The 17,935-nt window shown below is 65.7% G+C and carries 14 protein-coding genes; 4 read left to right on the top strand and 10 right to left on the bottom strand.

Annotated elements, in window-relative coordinates; genetic code table 11:
• Window positions 1-244: 244 nt before the first annotated feature.
• From QX041_RS24290 to QX041_RS24255, 8 genes are all read right to left on the bottom strand, one after another.
• Window positions 245-1,402 carry an IS481 family transposase gene (locus QX041_RS24290; RefSeq protein WP_315759740.1) on the bottom strand — a complete coding sequence of 386 codons (1,158 nt, stop codon included), beginning with the start codon at window positions 1,400-1,402 and terminating at the stop codon, window positions 245-247.
• Between the two features lie 187 nt (window positions 1,403-1,589).
• Complete coding sequence (locus QX041_RS24285; protein WP_315826641.1) at window positions 1,590-2,759, bottom strand: mandelate racemase/muconate lactonizing enzyme family protein; 1,170 nt, start codon at window positions 2,757-2,759, stop codon at window positions 1,590-1,592.
• 34 nt (window positions 2,760-2,793) lie between these two features.
• Window positions 2,794-3,501 carry an SDR family oxidoreductase gene (locus QX041_RS24280; RefSeq protein WP_315718115.1) on the bottom strand — a complete coding sequence of 236 codons (708 nt, stop codon included), beginning with the start codon at window positions 3,499-3,501 and terminating at the stop codon, window positions 2,794-2,796.
• The gene (locus QX041_RS24275) at window positions 3,498-4,568 is read right to left on the bottom strand and encodes an ABC transporter substrate-binding protein (protein WP_315826640.1); all 1,071 of its coding nucleotides are present in this window, start codon (window positions 4,566-4,568) and stop codon (window positions 3,498-3,500) included. Before QX041_RS24275 ends, QX041_RS24280 begins: the two co-directional genes overlap by 4 nt.
• 21 nt (window positions 4,569-4,589) lie before the next feature.
• Window positions 4,590-5,429: an ABC transporter permease gene (locus QX041_RS24270; RefSeq protein WP_315718117.1), complete on the bottom strand. Its 840-nt coding sequence runs from the start codon at window positions 5,427-5,429 to the stop codon at window positions 4,590-4,592.
• Window positions 5,422-6,249 carry an ABC transporter ATP-binding protein gene (locus tag QX041_RS24265; RefSeq protein WP_315826638.1) on the bottom strand — a complete coding sequence of 276 codons (828 nt, stop codon included), beginning with the start codon at window positions 6,247-6,249 and terminating at the stop codon, window positions 5,422-5,424. Before QX041_RS24265 ends, QX041_RS24270 begins: the two co-directional genes overlap by 8 nt.
• A 72-nt stretch (window positions 6,250-6,321) precedes the next feature.
• On the bottom strand, window positions 6,322-7,266 hold the full coding sequence (locus QX041_RS24260) for a dihydrodipicolinate synthase family protein (RefSeq protein WP_316166764.1): 945 nt from the start codon (window positions 7,264-7,266) through the stop codon (window positions 6,322-6,324).
• Window positions 7,267-7,294: 28 nt separating this feature from the next.
• Entirely contained in the window at window positions 7,295-8,110 is an 816-nt protein-coding gene (locus QX041_RS24255) for an IclR family transcriptional regulator (protein WP_316166763.1), read from the bottom strand.
• Between the two features lie 221 nt (window positions 8,111-8,331).
• Here QX041_RS24255 and greA point away from each other — a divergent pair, with 221 nt between their 5' ends.
• Together greA and QX041_RS24245 are read left to right on the top strand one after the other, a co-directional pair.
• Window positions 8,332-8,814, top strand: a complete 483-nt coding sequence (greA, locus tag QX041_RS24250; protein WP_316166762.1) for a transcription elongation factor GreA — start codon at window positions 8,332-8,334, stop codon at window positions 8,812-8,814.
• A gap of 29 nt (window positions 8,815-8,843) precedes the next feature.
• Window positions 8,844-9,308 carry a metallophosphoesterase family protein gene (locus QX041_RS24245; RefSeq protein ID WP_316166760.1) on the top strand — a complete coding sequence of 155 codons (465 nt, stop codon included), beginning with the start codon at window positions 8,844-8,846 and terminating at the stop codon, window positions 9,306-9,308.
• Window positions 9,309-9,366: 58 nt separating this feature from the next.
• On the opposite strand, the gene QX041_RS24240 is transcribed toward QX041_RS24245, so the two are convergent.
• On the bottom strand, window positions 9,367-11,715 hold the full coding sequence (locus tag QX041_RS24240) for a phosphocholine-specific phospholipase C (RefSeq protein WP_316166759.1): 2,349 nt from the start codon (window positions 11,713-11,715) through the stop codon (window positions 9,367-9,369).
• A gap of 225 nt (window positions 11,716-11,940) precedes the next feature.
• Between QX041_RS24240 and QX041_RS24235 the strand changes: the two genes are divergently transcribed.
• Window positions 11,941-12,771 (top strand): MurR/RpiR family transcriptional regulator, encoded by an 831-nt coding sequence (locus QX041_RS24235; protein WP_316166758.1) that lies wholly within the window; start codon window positions 11,941-11,943, stop codon window positions 12,769-12,771.
• A 65-nt stretch (window positions 12,772-12,836) separates the two neighbouring features.
• On the opposite strand, the gene QX041_RS24230 is transcribed toward QX041_RS24235, so the two are convergent.
• A complete protein-coding gene (locus tag QX041_RS24230; protein WP_316166757.1) occupies window positions 12,837-15,479 on the bottom strand; it encodes a TIGR02302 family protein in 2,643 nt (880 codons plus the stop codon).
• A 1,209-nt stretch (window positions 15,480-16,688) separates the two neighbouring features.
• On the opposite strand from QX041_RS24230, the gene QX041_RS24225 reads away from it, so the two are divergent.
• On the top strand, window positions 16,689-17,900 hold the full coding sequence (locus QX041_RS24225; protein ID WP_316166756.1) for an AIPR family protein: 1,212 nt from the start codon (window positions 16,689-16,691) through the stop codon (window positions 17,898-17,900).
• Window positions 17,901-17,935 lie beyond the last annotated feature (35 nt).

The following is a 17,935-nucleotide window of genomic DNA, read 5'->3' as shown; positions in this document are numbered from 1 at the left end:
GCCACCGCCGCCGTTGAGGGACACTGGTCCCACATCTCGCGCCATCACATCTCCCTGGGGGTATGGGTCCCGGGTCGGCGCCACGCCGTCGCTTCGCGCCATCGCGGCTTGCCCGGGACGACAGCGATGGGTGCGATGGAGCGCGGACGTGCCTGATGGGCTCGCGCCTGCGTAAAGGTCGCTGAAGGAACTGATCCTCTCTCCTCCGTCATTGCGAGCGCAGTGTTCAGCCCGGAGACATAGCTTACACCTGTTCGGGGACATAGTTGACAGTTTTGGGGTCGCGCAGATCAATCGCTGCGATCTGATGTGCGGCAAAGAAAATTCCGAACTTTCCGTCGGCACTGAGTGGCCGGATAGCCAGCCGCTCACCTCGGAAGGCTTGCGGGACTTTCCAGAGCCGCCCCTCGAAACTGACGTAGGCCTTCGTGCTCGACACGGAACGGATGCTCTCACCCTCGTCGTATTCGACGATCGGAAGCCGGTCTGGCATCGCACGTTGGCTCGGTTGATAGCGGCTTGCCGGCACGTCGAAGTTCAAGGCCTCGTGCGGCCGGTCGAGATTGTAGACGGAGCGCCATCCGTCGAGTGCCCGCTGGACATCGGGAAGATCACGGTAGCGCCTGAAGGCAAACACCTCGGCCTTCAGACTACGGTGGAAGCGTTCGTTCTTGCCGCGGCTCTGAGGATGGTAGGGCCGGCTGTGGATCGTTCGAACGCCGAGCTTCAGAAGCCAGACCGTCAACGCGGTCCAGGGGTCTTCGAGGGTAAATCCCCAGGGGCCACCATTGTCGACGAACATCGCATCCGGCAGTCCATAACGGCGGAACGTCGTCTCCAAATGTCCTTTGACCGTAGAGCCGCGCTCGTTGTCACAAGCCGCCAGGCACAACGAGAAGCGGGAGTGATCGTCCAACGCTGTCAGCGGATGACAGGACACACCATTCTCCAGCGCACTGTGCCCCTTGAAGTCCATCTGCCACAGCTGATTGGGCGCATCCTTCTCGAACCGCGTGTAGGGCTGTCCGGGCGTGCCTGCAGGCTCGACCACTCGATCGTAGCGGCGCAGGATGGTGTGCACGGTAGATATCGCCGGGACAGCTTGACCATCACGCTCAAGACACCGTGCAAGCTTGCGCGCGCCCCAGGCCGGGTGAGCATCGCGCAATGCGACAATCTGCTGCTCGGTCGCAGCCGCGGTGCGCTCCGGACTTCGATGAGGCCGCCGCGACCGATCCGCCAGCGCCGTGTCCCCAGCGTCGTGCCGCTGGATCCATTTGTAGCCCGTCTGAGGGCTGATGCCGAACCGCCGACACAGCTCCCGCCGGTTCGCCCCTTCCTGCTTGGCAAGCATCACAAACTCTCGTCGCTGGTCCATGACAGACACCTCTCGCCACGGCATCGCTCGCCCCTCTGCTTGACGAATCGAGCCGATTTTGAAGTGTCAACCATCTCCCCGAACACCCGTCAGCTATGTCCCCGGGCTGAACAGAAGCGAAGCAATCCAGAATCCCTCTGCGGAGACCATCTGGATTGCTTCGCTGCGCTCGCAATGACGCTGGGGCGGCCGTCGGACGCCCCGCTCAGCTTCACGCGCTGAGCGCGCGCATCTCGGCATAGAGATCGGATTTGCCCTCGAAACCGATGCCGGGGAGGTCGGGCATCGTGATGTGGCCGTCGGTCACCTTCACGCCGTCGGGGAAGCCACCATAGGGCTGGAACAGGTCGGGATAGCTCTCATTGCCGCCGAGGCCGAGGCCGGCGGCAATGTTGAGGGACATCTGGTGACCGCCATGCGGGATGCAGCGCGACGGCGACCAGCCATAGATCCTGAGCACGTCGAGCGTGCGCAGATACTCGCACAGGCCGTAGGACAGCGCGCAGTCGAACTGCAACCAGTCGCGATCGGGGCGCATGCCGCCGTAGCGGATGAGGTTGCGCGCGTCCTGGTGGCTGAACAGGTTCTCGCCGGTCGCCATCGGGCCGGGATAGAAATCGGCCAGCGTCGCCTGCAGGTGATAGTCGAGCGGATCGCCCGCCTCCTCGTACCAGAACAGCGGATAGTCGCGCAGCATCTTGGCGTAGGCGATCGCAGTCTCCAGGTCGAAGCGGCCATTGGCGTCGACCGCGAGCTGATTGTTGGGGCCGATCTCCGCGAGCACGGCCTCGATGCGCTGGCGGTCCTCGTCGATCGGCGCGCCGCCGATCTTCATCTTCACGACAGTGTAGCCACGCTCGAGATAGCCGCGCATCTCGCGGCGCAGCGCCGAGAGATCCTTGCCGGGATAGTAGTAGCCGCCGGCAGCGTAGACGAAGACGCGCGGTTCGGCCTTGCGGCCGTGCCGCTCCGCGAGCAGACGGAACAGCGGCTTGTCGGCGATCTTGGCGACCGCATCCCAGATCGCCATGTCCAACGTGCCGACCGCGACCGAGCGCTCGCCGTGGCCGCCGGGCTTCTCGTTGATCATCATCGCCGCCCAGGCCTTGTCCGGGTCGATGTTGTCCTTGCTGGCATCGAGCAACGATGTCGGGTCAGCTTCCACGAGGCGCGCGCGAAAGCGCTCGCGGATCAAGCCGCCCTGGCCGTAGCGGCCGTTGGAGTTGAAGCCGTAGCCGACCACGGGCCGGCCATTGCGCTCGACATTGGTGATGACCGCGACCAGGCTCGACGTCATCTTGGTGAAGTCGATATAGGCATTGCGGATCGGCGACGAGATCGGCTTCGTCACCTCGCGGACGTCGACGATACGAACGGTCATGGTCATTCTCCTGGTCGGGGTCGCACGCGCCGTTTCAGAGCGAGGCGCCTGCGCAGATGGTGATGGTCTGGCCGGTGATGGCGCCCGCTTCCGGCAACAGCAGGAAGGCGGTGAGCGCAGCCACCTCGACCGGATCGACGTAGCGCCCCATCGGCGGCAGCACCGGGGCGATGCCGGCGCGGCTGGGATCGCGCAGAAACGGCGTGTCGGTCGCAGCCGGTGCGACGACGTTGACGGTGATCAGGCGCGGCGCCAGCTCGATCGCCCAGGAGCGCGCGAGGCCGGTGAGTGCCGCCTTGGTCGCGGCGTATTGGCTGCGGCCGGCCGCGCCATTGGCGGTGCGGCTGCCGATCAGCACGATGCGCCCGCCTTCGCGCAGGCGCGGCGCCAGCGCATTGGCCAGCGCCTCCGCGGCGCCGACATGGACGCGCCACATCCCTTCGCTGCTCTCGGCCTGCAACTCGCCGAGACGGCCGACACGCATGTAGCCGGCGGCGTGGACCAGCGCGGTCACGGCGCCGACGTCAGCAAGGCGCGCGATCAGCGTCTGCGGTTCGGCGAGATCGGCCTCGAAGCCACCGAAGTGTTCGTGCGACAGCACCGAGGCCGCGCGGTCGATGCCGGTCACGCGCCAGCCGTCCGCCAGCAGACGCTCGGCGATGGCGCGGCCGATGCCCGAGCTGGTTCCGGTCACCACCGCATGGCGAAGGCCCGAGCTGCTGTCGTGGTCCTGTGCCGTCATCCCTTGTACGCAGCCGCCTCGGCCTTGACCTTCACCGCATCGAAATTGTTGATCTTGTCGATCAGCTCATTGGTGTAGAGCGCAGCATAGTCCTTGATGTCCAGCCCGTTCATCGCGGCCTCGGTGCGGAACTCTTGCTCGTTGATCCCGCCCATCTTCGTATCGGCATAAGGCGGCGCGTAGAGCTTGATGCGGCGGCTGATCGACTGCAGCACGGCCTTGACCGCCGCGTCCTCGCTGGCACCGCGCGGCGCCGTCTCCGGGTACATCTTGAGAAAGGCCCTGGCGCCGGCGGTCGGATTGGCGAGCAGGAATTGCGACGCCTTGCACACCGAGCGGCCAAAGCCGACCAGGAGATCCCTGTCCTTCTCGAACGTCTGCGGCATCGCCATCAGGAACTGGCCGCCGACCATCGGGATCGTGGTCGGACGCGGCAGATAGGCCAGCTCGATGCCGGCCGCCTCGATCTGGCCGAAGCCAGTATCGAAATAAGCGAGCGCATCGATCACGCCGCGCTGCAGGGCGACGCCCGCCGGCGTGCCGTTGCCGACCGCGACCCAGCTCACATCCTTCTCGGGATCCAGGCCCAGCGCCTTCAGCACGTTCTTGGTGACGGGATATTCGGTGGCACCGAAGTCGGACACGCCGATCTTCTTGCCTTTGAGGTCCGTGTAGCTCTTGAGCCCCGAGCCGGGCGGGACGGCGATGTCCCATTTGTACGGATAGGTATATTGATAGAACAGTTTGGCGCCACTCCATTCGCCCTTGGCGAGCAGCGGCAGCGCTGTCGACGGCACGCCGACGCCGACGAAGACGGAGCCCCGGTCAGTCGCGACCTGGACGTTGGCATTGGTGCCGAGCGCCTGGACGTCGAGCGAGAACCCTTCCTGCGCGTTGTAGCCGAGCGCCTCGCCGATCACGCAATTGATGATAGTGGCGTTGAGCGCCTTGAGCCCGACGCCGAAGCGAAGCTTCTTCGCGTCCGCCGCCATCAGGCCGGCCGGCGCGCCGCTCATCAGCAGCGCCGCGCCGGCACTGCTCTTCAGGAATGACCTGCGCGAAACCATCCTTCGTTCCTCCCTGTGGTCCTATTTTTTCCGGTTGGCGCCCCAGTGCACGACCTTGGCCTCGCACCAGCGCACGATCCCATGCAGCACGATGCCGAGCACGCCGAGAATGATCAGCGCGGCGAACACGCCGGCGACGTCCGACACCGCCTGCGCCTGCGTGATGACGACCCCCATGCCACGCTGGGCGCCGAGGAATTCGGCCACGATCGCGCCGAGCAGTGCATAGACCACCGCCATGTCGAGGCCCGCGAAAATGAAGGGCGCGGCGTTGGGCAGCTTGACGATGCGGTAGGTCTCGAAGCGCGAGGCCGACAGCGAGCGCATCAGGTCGATACGCTCGGGCTCGACGGCGCGCAGCCCCGTGAAGCTGTTGATCAGCACCGGGAAGAACGACAGCAGCGCCGAGATCGCGACCTTCGAGCCGTCACCGAAGCCGAACCAGATCACGATCAGCGGCGCGATCGCCACCTTGGGCAGGCTCTGCAGCGCGAACGCATAGGGCATCACCAGGCGCTCGATGGCTTCGACCTCGGCCATCAAGGAGCCGATGACGAGGCCGAGCCCGACGCCGATGGCGCAGCCGGCGGCGGCGTTGCTCAGCGTGCTCCACAGCGGCAGGTAATAGCCGAGCGGGCTGGCCGGGCTGACCGCGAGCCCGGACCACAACGCACGAACGACCGCTTCGGGCTTCGGCAGAATGTAGGACGGGATGTTCAGCAGGTTGACCGCGGCGATCCAGCTCAGGATCAGCACCGCGAGGCCGATCCAGGCGATCGGCGAGCCCAGGCTGACGCGGCGCCGGGGGCTTGCGGGCTTCTGCGACAGGGCTGAAACGGCGACGTTGGCGAGATCAGTCATGGCCGTGCTCCTGTGCATTGAGCAGCCCGCGAACTTCCCTGGCAAGCCGCGCATAGTCCGGATGCAGCACGATGTCGTCGAAGCTGCGCTGCCGCGGGATCGGCACGTGGAGATCGGCAAGGATGCGGCCGGGACGCGCCGACATCACGATGACGCGGTCGGCCAGGAAGATGGCTTCCGAGATCGAGTGCGTAATCAGCAGGACGGTCTTGCGGTTCTCCTGCCAGATTCGCTGCAGCTCGAGGTTCAGCCGCTCGCGCGTCAGTGCGTCGAGCGCGCCGAACGGCTCGTCCATCAGCAGGATCTCGGGATCGCGCGCCAGCGCGCGGCAGATCCCGGCGCGCTGCTGCATGCCGCCGGACAGCTCATAGGGATATTTGTCGCCGAAATCGCCGAGACCGGTAACGGCGAGCAGGCGCTCGATGCGATCGCCGGCCGGGGCATGTTTGCCACCGACGCGCAAGGGCAGCCCGACATTGTCGCGCACCGTCATCCACGGCAGCAGGTTGGCCGCCTGGAACACGACGCCGACCTTGCGCGAGGGACCGGCGACGGGCTCGCCATCGAGCAGCAGCCGGCCGTCGCTGTAACTATCAAGCCCCGCGAGCAAACGCAGCAAGGTGCTCTTGCCGCAGCCGGAGGGACCGACGACGCAGACGAACTCGCCCGGCTTGATGTGGAGCGAGATCCGGCTCAACGCATGGACCGTCGCGCCGGAGGCCGAGACATAGGTCTTCGACAGTTGATCGATCGCGATGAGCACAGCCTCGGGCGCAGCCGCAGCGCGCCGGGTTGCATCGTCGACATCCATCGTCAGCATCAGCGTCCACCCGGTGTCTTTTTGTTGTGATCACGGGGCAACGGCCGGCACCGGCCGTCGCCTCTCGCAAGCTCAGGCCGCAGCCTTCGCCGTCAGCCCGGCCGCGGCCACCGCGGCGCGGATCGCGGCCATCTCCTCGGCGCTCGGCGCATGCGTCGGCGGCCGCACCGTGGCATCGCGGATCACGCCGGCGACCTGCATCGCCGCCTTCATGCGGCCATGCGCCTCCCCGGTCGGCTCGCCGCCGCCATACACCGCGTCCTTGAGCGGATCGATCATGGCCTGCAGCTTCATCGCAAGCTTAAGGTCGCCAGCGGTGACGGCAGCGAACAGATCGTAGATCAGATCCGGAATCAGCGAGGCGAAGCCGACCAGCGCACCATCGACGCCCTGCACCATCGACGCCAGCAGATATTCGTCATGACACGTCAGCAGCGCCTTGTGCGGCGCCGCCGCGCGGATCGCCTTGAGGTCGCGGGCGTATTTGTTCATCTCGCGGGTGCCGATCTTGAACGCCTGCACGTGGTCGAGGCGGGCGAGCTCGGCGAGCAGCTCCGAGGAGAACGAGGCGCGGGTCCAGGCGGGATAGACATGCACGATCAGCGGCAGCCTGGTGGCTTCGCCGATGGCGCTGAAATAATCCAGGCAGTGCTCGCGCTTGAAGCCGAAGCGCAGCCAGTGATGCGGCGGCATGATGTCGAGAGCAGTCGCGCCCGCTTCCTTCGCCATCAGCGCATGCTCGATGCCGTCCTTGATGCCTTCGCACACGACGGAGGAGATGGTCGGGCAGATGCCGGTGAGCGCCTTGGCGACGATGCGCGTCACCTCCGCGCGCTCCTTCGCGGTGAGGCTGAACACCTCGCCGGTGTGGCCGTTGGTCATGATGCCGACGATGCCGCGACGCTTGCCGAGCCAGGCTGCGTAACGCGACAGCTCGACCTCATCGATGCTGTGGTCGGCGTTGAAGGGGACGGCGATCGCCGGGATGATCCCCTTGAAGTTGGTCATGACGCTCATGCTTGCTCCTGTTTCGTCACATCGACGTTCATCGTTTCGCGACCGTCGCAGTCGCCCCGCCCATGGCCGCCAGAGCCCGGGACAGCTGGGCTGCCGCTCTGAGCAGCGGCGCCACGCCGAGCCGCTCGAAGTCGTCCGCGGTGATGCGCATGGTGGGCGCAGCGATACTGATCGCCGCGAGCGGAACGCCGTCGCGGTCGATGACGGGCGCGGCGAGCACGCACAGCCCCGGCGCATTTTCCTGATTTGACAGCGCGTAGCCGGCAGCCTTCACCTGGCGCAGGCGCTGCAGCAGCGCGTCGAGATCGGTGATCGTGGTTTCGGTGCGCTTGATGCGCGGCTGCGCCTCGAGCACCTCGATCTGCGTCTCGACCGGCAGCAACGACAGGATCGCCTGGCCGACGGCGGTCGAATAGACCGGCGCGCGGCTGCCGATGCGGACGTCGACGCCGAGCCGGACGAGGCCCGCCTGGATGCGCTCGACATAGACGATGTCGCTGCCGTCGAGCACCGCCAGCGAGGCAGCCTCGTTCATTTCGCCGACCAGACTGCGCAGGATCGGACGCGCCTGATCGCGCAGCTCCGAGCGCGCGATCGCGTTGAAGCCGAGATCGAGGCATTTCAGCGTCAGGCGGAAGCGCCTGGAGTCGCCGACCTTCTCGACGTAGCCGAGCATCACGAGCGTGTTGAGCAGTCGGAACGTGGTGCCCTTGTCGAGCGCGGCGCGGCGCGCAACGTCGGCGAGCACCAGCTCCGGCTCCTCGCTGGTGAAGGCATTGAGCACCTGAAAGCCCTTGGCCAGCGACTGCACGACGCTTTTGCCAGCCTTGCTGTCCTCGTCCACGTGGAGGCTCCGACGTTTCCTGCTTGACGCCGGCCTTGACGACCGGCATTCGGATTGACTAAGGTTCGGATTGCGAACTATAGTTCGTATATTAGAATGCGCGTAGCCGCTGCTGTCAAGCGCGCTCGCGCGCGGCATGCGACACGGCTTGAAATCCGCGCAGCCGGCATGATCTCTCCCTGAGGGCCGCGACATCTCGCGGCCCTTTTCAGGAGTCCGGCGTGAGCGTCGCATTCACCAAGGAAGAGAGCGCCGAGACGGCGGCCGAAACGCAACTGCCCGACCGGCCGGTCTCGCCGCATCCGAACCTCGTGACCGCGGCCGGACTCAAGGCGCTCGAGGCGCAGTTGCGCGAAGCGCAGGCGGCGTTTGAAGCGGCCCAGGGAATCGAGGACGTCAACGAGCGGCGACGGGAGTCGGCGCTGCCGCTGCGCGACGCGCGCTACTTTGCAGCGCGGGTGCGGACCGCGCAGGTGATGCCGGCGCCGACATCGACGGGGCAGATCGCGTTCGGCAGCACGGTGACGTTCAAGCGCGGCGACGGCCGCGTCCAGACCTACACCATCGTCGGCGAGGACGAGGCCGATCCGAAGCGCGGCATGATCTCCTATGTCTCCCCTGTGGCTCGCCTGCTGATGGGCAAATCGGCCGGCGACGTGGTCGAGGTTACCGGACAAGAGCTGGAGATTCTCACGATCGCCTGAGGCGATGCCCATCACGCCGGCAGGAAACGATGCTCAAAGTTGGAATCATCTCCGACACTCATGGGCTGCTGCGGCCGGAGGCAGTGCGATGTCTGTCGGGCGTCGACCACATCATCCACGCCGGCGATATCGGCCGGCACGAGATCGTCGAGCGGCTTCGCCTGATCGCGCCGGTGACTGCGATCCGCGGCAACATCGACACGGCAGACTGGGCGAATGCATATCCTGCGACCGAGACCGTCAGGCTCGGCACGCGTGCCGTCCATGTCGTGCACGACGTTCACGACCTCGCGATCGACCCTGCAACGGCGGGTATCGACGTCGTCGTGTCCGGTCATTCGCATCGCGCAGGCGTCGAGACACGCGACGGCGTGCTCTACCTGAATCCGGGCAGCGCAGGGCCGCGCCGCTTCAAGCTGCCGATCACCCTGGCGACGCTGAACATCTCGGCAGGCCAACTGTCACCCGCGATCCACGATCTCGGCAGCGCCTGAAGCAAAGCGAAAGGGCGCCCATGGGCGCCCTCCCCGAACCTCGTATGAGATGCATCGATCAGAAGCGATCGGCCAGCGCCATCCCGGGGTCGCTGAACGAGGGGCGGCCGGTCTCGACGTGGCCGGCGACGCGGCGATAGAAGCTGTCGTCGGTGTCGCTGGTGACGACGAAGTCGTACCACAGGCCGGATTTGCGCAGATGCCAGTAGAGCTCGCCGTGGCGGCCGGGCGCAGACACCTTGACGGTCCACGACGTCGATGGGCCGCCATGGCTCGGTCCGGGGAAGAAGGTCGGTGCGCCAAAGCCGAAGCCGGGAGCATCGAAGTCGGGCGCGGACCGGAAGCCCGGCACCACGCCAAAACCCACCGGATGGAAGCCCGGGCGCGGACCGAAGCCGGGACATTGCGGCTCCAGCGCGGCCGAGACCGAGGCGGTGACGGCCTGCAACGGGCCATAGATCTCGTTGGACTTCACCGTGAAGCTCACGCGGGCATGGCCGTCGTTGCGCAGCTGCATGTGCAGGCCGCCCTCGAAGACGTTGTAGCCGACGAAGATCTCCGGGTTGGCGGCATTCGACGGCCTGACCTTGTCGAGGTCGCCCTTGAAATGACGATGGAAGCCGTTCGGGCCGAGCACCCAGAGATCATACAGGCCATCGCTGCCGACGCTCCATTCATCGTCGATCATCTTGCCGGCCTCGACGGTGTAGCGGCGCGGAATGAGATCGAGATGCTGCTTGTCGTAGACGTGGAACACCGCGCCGGCAAAGCCGGTGTTGGCGAACAACAGCTTCACCTTGCCCGCCGCGGCGTCGACCTTTGCGGTGGCGTGCAGGATGTAGGGCAGCGGGCGCGAATAGCGCGCGCCGCTCTCCTGGAACAGCGGCTGCGGCGTCGCGGGCGCAACCGGCGCCGGCAAGGTCTTCTGGTGCGCGTCCGAGGCCTGCCAGTTGCTCTGATCGGGCAGCTCCGGGAAGCGCGGATCGTTCGGGCTGGCGAAGTCGAACGCCGAGGTGAGATCGCCGGAAACGGCGCGGTGCCAGGGGCTGATGGCGTCGACCTTGATCGCAAAGCGCTTCTCGAGGAAGCGACCGATCGAGGTGTGGTCGAACACCTGCGAGTTGACCCAGCCGCCCTTGCTCCAAGGTGAAACGACGTACATCGGCACCCGCGCGGAGAGGCCCCAGGGACGGATGTTGCCGCTGATGGTGTCGGTCGCAGTCAGCACGTTGCCGACGGTGTTGGAGAAATACTCGCCGTCGAGCGGCAAGGTCGCCTTGCCCATCAGCTTGCCGTTGATGTCGTAGGACGGCACCGCGGGCGCCGGCAGATGATCGAAGAAGCCGTCATTCTCGTCGAAGGTCAGGAAGAAGACGGTCTGGCTCCAGACCTCGGGATTGGCGGTCAGGGCTTCCAGCACCTGGTCGGTGAAATTGCCGGCGCGGGTCGGGCTGCCGCCGCCGGGATGCTCGGAGTTGGCCTGCGTCGGCAGGATCCACGACACCTGCGGCACGGTGCCGGCCATCACGTCGGCCTTCAGCCGGTCGAGATAATCCGGACCGCCGGTCAGGCCGTGCAGGTAGTTCGGATCGTTCGGCTGCGCATGACGGAAGCTGGAGAACGCCAGGCAGCCGTGCATCGCGCCGGTCCAGTTGTCGTTCATGTCCTGGTAGATGTGCCAGCTGACGCCGGCCTTGTTCAGCAGATCGGGCAGTGTGTCCCAGGCGAAGTCGCTGCCGACATATTTGTAGGTCGCCTGCGGTTGCGGTTGGCCGGCCACCCAATTGTGCGGGTTCGGCCAGCAGCGCAGGTTGTTGGGCTCGGAATCGTTGGTGGTGGAGTTGATGCCCTGCGCGCGCAGCGCCGGATTGAAGTTGGAGCCCGACCAGAACACGATGCGGTTGGGATCGGTGCCGGTGGTGATCGAGGCGTGGTAGGCGTCGCAGATCGTGAACGCCTCGGCGAGCGCGAACTGGAACGGAATGTCGTCGCGGCCGAAATAGCCCATCGCATAGGGCGTCTTGTACTTCGCCCAATAGCCCATCTTGCCCTGATTCCACGCCGCCTGGCTGTCGCCGAAGGAGTGCGGCGTGCCGTAGCCGACCAGCGCGTTGGAGGTCGTGGAGTCGCGGTGATAGGGCGGAATCTCGCGGCTGCCGTCGGACTGGAACCAGACCGGCTTGCCGCTCTCCAGCGGGATCGGGAAGCGGTCGCCGAAGCCGCGGACGCCGCGCAGCGTGCCGAAGTAGTGGTCGAAGGAGCGGTTCTCCTGCATCAGGATGACGATGTGCTTGACGTCCTGAATGGTGCCGGTCCGGCGCCGTGCCGGAATGGCCAGCGCCTGGCGGATGCTGGCGAAGGCAGCCGCCGCCGTGGCGCCTGCCAAGAAATCGCGACGTGTTGTCATGCTGATACGACCTTTTGAAATCTTGAAGAACGTATTCAGGGTTGGCGGGGCGAGCCCGACCTGCTCCTGCGAACGTCCCTGGCGTATCAGCGCGACTTGACAGCGCTGTGAAATTTTTATTTACGAAATGAACCTGAATGAGATTTTCTCAGCATCGGGCACAGCGTATCGGGGCACAGCGTGACGGGATCGACCTTTCGTTCTGGGCCGGGCGTGAACGGCATCTTGTTTCGTATTCGGGAGCTGCAGAACGAGCTGCCGCCAAAAGCGCGGCAGATCGCGGAGCTGGTCATCGCCCGGCCGGAGCCGTTCATCCACATGTCGATCACCGAGGTCGCGGAAGCCTGCGGCGTGAGCGAGGGGACGATCGTGTCGTTCTGCCGGCGGGTCGGGGTGCGGGGCTTCCAGGAGCTCAAGATCATGCTGGCGCGGGACCTGATCGAGCCGGTCCGGCTGATCCAGGAGGACCTGCATCGCGGCGATGATCCGGCGACGGTGACGGACCACATCTTCGCGGCGCATGCCGCCTCGCTGCAGGAGACGCGGCGGCTGCTGTCGATGGACGCGCTGGCGCAGGCGGCCAGACTTTTGCGCGAGGCGCGGCGCGTCGAGATCTACGGCATCGGGAGTTCGGCGCCGATTGCGCAGGATCTGTCGTACCGGCTGCTGCAGCTCGGGCTCGCGGCGAACGCCATCGTCGACTCGCATGTTCAGGCGGTCAGCGCCGGGATGGCCGGCCCCGACGTCGCGACCGTCACGGTGTCGCATTCGGGCAGCACGGTCGAGACGGTGCTGGCGACGCGGCTGGCGCAGGCGGCGGGTGCGCGGACCATCGGCATCACCCGGCTCGGCAAGTCGCCGCTGGCGGCGCATTGCGAGGTGCTGCTCTACACCGTCGCCAACGAGACGCGCTATCGCCCGGAGGCGATGAGCAGCCGCGTCGCGCAGCTCGCGATCATCGACACGCTGGTCAGCTGCTGCGCGCTGACCGACACCGAGCGCTCCGTCGACCGGCTGCAGCACGCGGCGCGCATCCTGTCCGAAAAGCGCTACTGAACTGCGCGGCCTCCGGTCAAAACAACGATGAGCCACGGGGATGATCTCCCGTGGCCGATCCATCCTCAATAGTCCTTCAGCAGCCGCTCGATGTAGTCGAGCTCGAGCTGCGGCCGCGACTGATCGCCGAGCCGGCGGCGCAGCTCCTCGAGGATGCGGCGGACGCGCTGCACGTCGATCTCGCCGGGAATCTTCTGCGAGAAATCGTCGATGTCGCGGCCCGGATGCATCGGACGTCCCAGCGGGTCGGTCTGCTGCGCGCCCTGCTGGCGGCCGGCGCGCTGGCCGGGGCCGTCGCCCGGCTGGTCGCCGTCGCCCTGCTGCATCGCCTCGGCGAGGCTCTGCGCGCCCTTGCGCAGCGCATCCAGCGCCTTGCCCTGCGATTCCACGGCGCCGTCGGCATTGTTGTCGCCGAGCTGGCTGCCGGCATCGCCCATCGCGCTGTCGGCATCGTCGAGCCCGTCGCCGGAATCGCCCTGGTCGCCTTGATCCCCCTGCTCACCTTGCTGGCCGGGCTGCCCCTTCTGGCCTTTCTGACCCTTCTGTCCCTTTTCGCCCTGCTGGCCCATGCCACGCTTGGCGAGCTGGTCCTGCAACTGCTTCAGGCGGTCGCGCAGCGCCTGCTGGTCCTGCTGCAGGTCGCCCATGCCTTGGTCCTGATCGCCCTGCTGCTTGTTGCGGTTGCGGCGCGAATCCTGGCCCTGCTTGAAGGTCTTGTCGCGGAGCTGCTGCTGCTTGCGGATCATGTCGCCGAGCTCGTTGAGCGCCTGCTCCATGTCGTTGTCGCCGCCCTGGTTGGGCTGCGCCATCTGCAAATTCTCCAGCATCTGCTGCAACTGCTCGAGCAGCTCGCGCGCGCCCTCCTTGTCGCCCTGCCGCGACAGCCGCTCCATGCGGTCGATCATGTTCTGCAGATCCTGCTGGCGCAGGATCTTGGTGTTCTGATCGAGCGGACGCTGCGCCATCTGCGGGTTGTTGCGCAACTGCTCGGCGAGCTGGCGCATGTAGTTGTCCATCGCCTTGCGCAGATCCTCGGCGAGCTTCTTGATCTCCTCGTCGCTGGCGCCGCGCTCCAGCGCCTGCTTCAGCGCGTCCTGGGCCGCGCGCAGCGCCTTGTCGACGTCGGAGATGTTGCCGTCCTCGATGGTGACGGCGAGCGCCCACAGGCTCGCCACCACCTCGCGCAGCGCATCGTCGGTGCGCGCCGCCTCGAGCTGGCGCGTCACCGAGCGCAGGCCGAGATACTGGCCGAGTTCGGGCGTGAACAGCTCCGGCGCGATCGCCAGCGCGTCGAGCGCGGTGAACACGTCGGCGTTGCGGTTGCCGTCGAGCGCGAGGATGCGCCGCTGCTCGATCAGCGCCCGCGCCAGCGGCTTGGTGAACAGCCGCTCCGGCAGCCTCGTCTCGAACGGCTCGCTGGTGCCCTCGTTGCCGGCCTCGTCCTTGGCCGTCAGCGTGAGCGTGACGTCGGCGCCGGCGTACGGGTCCTCGCTGAGATCCTTGACGGTCTGGCCGACGCCGTTGCGGGTGCGCGCGTTCGGCAGCACCAGCGGAAACTCCGGCGGCTGGAACAGCGGCCGTGCGGCGGGCGCGTCGGCCGTCTTGCTTTCGTTGCTTTCGGCAGGCTTGCTTTCGACAGGCCGCGCAGCGACCTTGGCGCGGGCTTCGGTGACGCCGTAATCATCCTCGAGCTTGTAGGACAGCTTCAGCGAGCCGCGCGCCTGCCGCTCCGGGTCCTTGGCCATGCTGATGACCGGCGGCTTGTCCGGCGTCGCCGCGAACACCCATTGCGGCTGCCCTGCGGGCGCGCGGACGTGAACGGTGCCGTCGGTCTTGATCGTGTAGTGCTTCTCGGTGGTGCCTTTCGGCGCGGCCTCGCCGGCCGCGACCTCGCCGGGCGCCGCCTCGGCGACGCCGCCTGACGTGATGATGTCGAGATTGCCGCCGCTGGAACGCACGATCAGCGTCGAGCCCTGGGGCACCACGATCGGGCCGCTCGACGGCACCGCGCCTTCCTTGTTGGCGGCGGACAGGATGATCGGCGGCTTCGCGGTGTAGAGCGGCGGCTTGACCCAGGCATCGACGCGGACCGTGACCGGCGTCAGCACGCCGTTCCAGTCGAACGCCGAGGCCACGCGCAGTGCCCGCTCGTCGCCGGCCGCGATAGAGGTCGCAACCAGCAGCACGATGACCAGCGCGCGCACGGCCCAGGGGTCGTGCAGCGACAGCCGCGGCCGCGGCGTCCCGGCGCGGATGCGCTTGATCGAGGCCAAAGTGCGCTCGCGCTGCGCCTGCCACAGCGCGTGCGCGATCGGATCCTTGGTGGTCAGCGTGTCGGTGAGCGCGGTGGCGGGGCGATGGGCGATGCCCGAGCCGCGATCGAGCCGCGCCAGGCCCTCGTCGCGGGTCGGCCAGCGATATCTAAGCATCGGCACGGCGGCGCCGAGCAGGAGCAGCAGAAACAGCCCGACGCCGATCATGCGGACCGCGAACGGCAGCCCGAGCCAGAGGCCGGCCCACGAGACGATCAGGAACAGACCGACCACCGTGAGCAGCCGGGCGAGATGCGGCCAGCCGCGCTCCCAGGCGATGGCGAGACGCGCCCGCTTCAGCGCCTGCGCCAGCTTGAGCCGCGCCAGGCCATCATGCGGAAGGCCATCGGGCGTGCTGCTTGCCGGCCCGGCCGGCTCGGGGGTGATGCCGCTCAACAATCTCTCCAGGTTGCCCGGATGTTCACCCTAGCACAAAGGCAGCCGTGAGGCACCCGCTCTGCGCGGGCTTTCCCGCCGCCAGCCGCGGTTCACACGGGAGTGTGACCGGCCGGGTTCCCGGAAAGCTACGGAGCGCCCCAGTGACTGTGGGCGCCCCGATGACATCGACATCCGAGTGTGACGCACGCCGCCCGCCCCAAACTCCCGTCATTGCGAGCGCAGCGAAGCAATCCAGGGGCTGCGGGCGGGATTCTGGATTGCTTCGTCGCTGCGCTCCTCGCAATGACTCGTGGCGAACGTCACGATGCACATGATCAACCCCCCCGCGGAGAAATCATCGGCGAGACGAGCACCGTCCTTCTCGCGACGCATTCGGCGCCCGAGTGATGCCCGACATCTCACCCTCACCGAACAGAGGGCGCAGGGAAGACCGGGCGCCGGCCGGCGCCCATGGTCCGCGTGCAACAAAAAGCACGCGGCAGAACCACAGGCTCAGCCGAGATCACCCGGCCTTCCCTGCGCGATGGTGTTACGATTTATACGCGATCTTCCCGGGGAACGGCTGTCTTGCCCCCGTCGCCGGCGATTCGTCACCGCCAACTTGGCATCAGCACCGGGATGCCAGAACCACGCGACTTCACCGTCGCACCGGGATCGTTCGTCCGCGCAGGACAACCCGCGCTGCGCCCCAATGCGCCCACCGCATCCCGCACCCGACGTCCGTGACGATCGCGAAGCGCCCCCTCAGCGGGACGGGATGCGGGGAATAGAGCATGATTTCGGATAAAGCGCAAGACGAAATTTGGTAGAGCGACCGAATACGGTGAACGCGCCGAAAGTATTCGAGAATTTAGCTATTTGACACAACGAGCGGCGCACGCCTTGCGCGCAGATCGTCGACCCCAAATAGAAGGTTCACCTGGACGTGTTGCCAATCGCCTCTTTATCGTTCGCGATTACCACACAGACAGCATTCAACCGACCACCGCAATTAGGTGTAGTGTGGTGTGCTCCATTCTGGAGATCGACCGCCTCCAAGACATTCCCTTGGGACCATTCTGGCCTTGAGTTGAGTGCAGGCGCGCGAAACTCAACTTTCAGTATTGACAATACTGCTCAGAATCTGGCACGGCAATCTTACCGTCTATTGCTGAGGATCGCAGATGTGGTCACTCGGGTCAGGTAGCGGCACAGAAAGAGACCAAGATGCGTCCTCCAAAAGCGGGGAAGCACGCCCCTAACCGCGTGCGCCTTAACTATCAGATAGTTCGCAACACAACGTCGCCAGACGAAAAAGACCTCGGTGTTCAGTCTTTCGTTGTCAATCTGTCTGCTTGGGAAATCCTCAAGCTGAACACCAAAGAAAACCTCCGGGCATATCTAGCTGAATATAATCCGCGTAAGCGCAACCGGGTTCACGATGCTATCCGTGACACGATTGAGAATGAGCCGCAGCGATTCATTATTCGTAATAGCGGCTTCGTAATTACGGCTGCCGCTATCGCGGTGGACGACAACGAGAAGCATGTTACACTGGTGGATCCCAGCATCATCAACGGCGCGCAGTCCCAGGGGGAAATCAGAGCCTATCATGACGCTCTGGTTGCCAGCGAGGGCCTGGAAGACGATGAGGATCCGCCGTTTTATGTAAGGGCGTCAATCATCGTCGATCCCGACGCCGGAGAGGTCACCGAGACGGCCATCGCCCGGAATATCGCCACGCCGATCAAGAGCCTGACCGAGGCTGGGGCGCGCCACCAGCTTGACGATCTGGAAAAAAGCATTCGCCGGACGTTTCCTGGCGCACGAATCCGCAAAGCAGAAAGCGACGATGAAGGCGTCATTGATACTCGACGCGTGCTTCAGCTTACGCGACTGCTAATGCCCTCGTCTGTGTCGGGAAATCACTCGGCTTCTGAAAAACTGAGGGCCTACAAGAACCCTGAGCAGTGTCTCACGAACTTCTGCTCGTGGCACGACGACAAGAAGACCGATCCTGCAGCGCGGGCGAAGTACGATTTCACTGTGCAGATTGCACCCTATGCGTTGCTTGAGTACCAGAAGTGGGAAGCCCATCCTGCTTGGAACGGTCACCACATCTGGGATGAAACGAAAAAGGGCGGCCGGGCCGTTCGCCGCGACGCCAACAACAAGATTACCTGGGTATCTCCGGGGATCATCTTCCCTCTGCTCGCTGCTCAAAGCGAGTTTGCGGTCAAAGATGCGGGAGGGCAGTGGTCTCTAAAGAAGCCCAGCCGCTTTCGCGAGGACGAGATGGTCCTCCGAACAGTGAACCAGTTCAGGGCGCACAATAGCGACCCCATGATGATGGGTCGTTCGGAGGCCGCTTACGACGCACTACGGATCTATCCGCAAACGTTGGTTGAAGTCCTTCGAGAACTGGCCTCTGGCAAGTAATAGTCCGACACCAGCAACACAACAGGGCTCGGTCT

Source organism: Bradyrhizobium sp. SZCCHNRI2009 (assembly GCF_032485115.1).
Taxonomy (GTDB): Bacteria; Pseudomonadota; Alphaproteobacteria; order Rhizobiales; family Xanthobacteraceae; genus Bradyrhizobium.
Note: the sequence above shows the minus strand (reverse complement) of the source record. Positions and strands in the feature narration are given on the sequence as shown.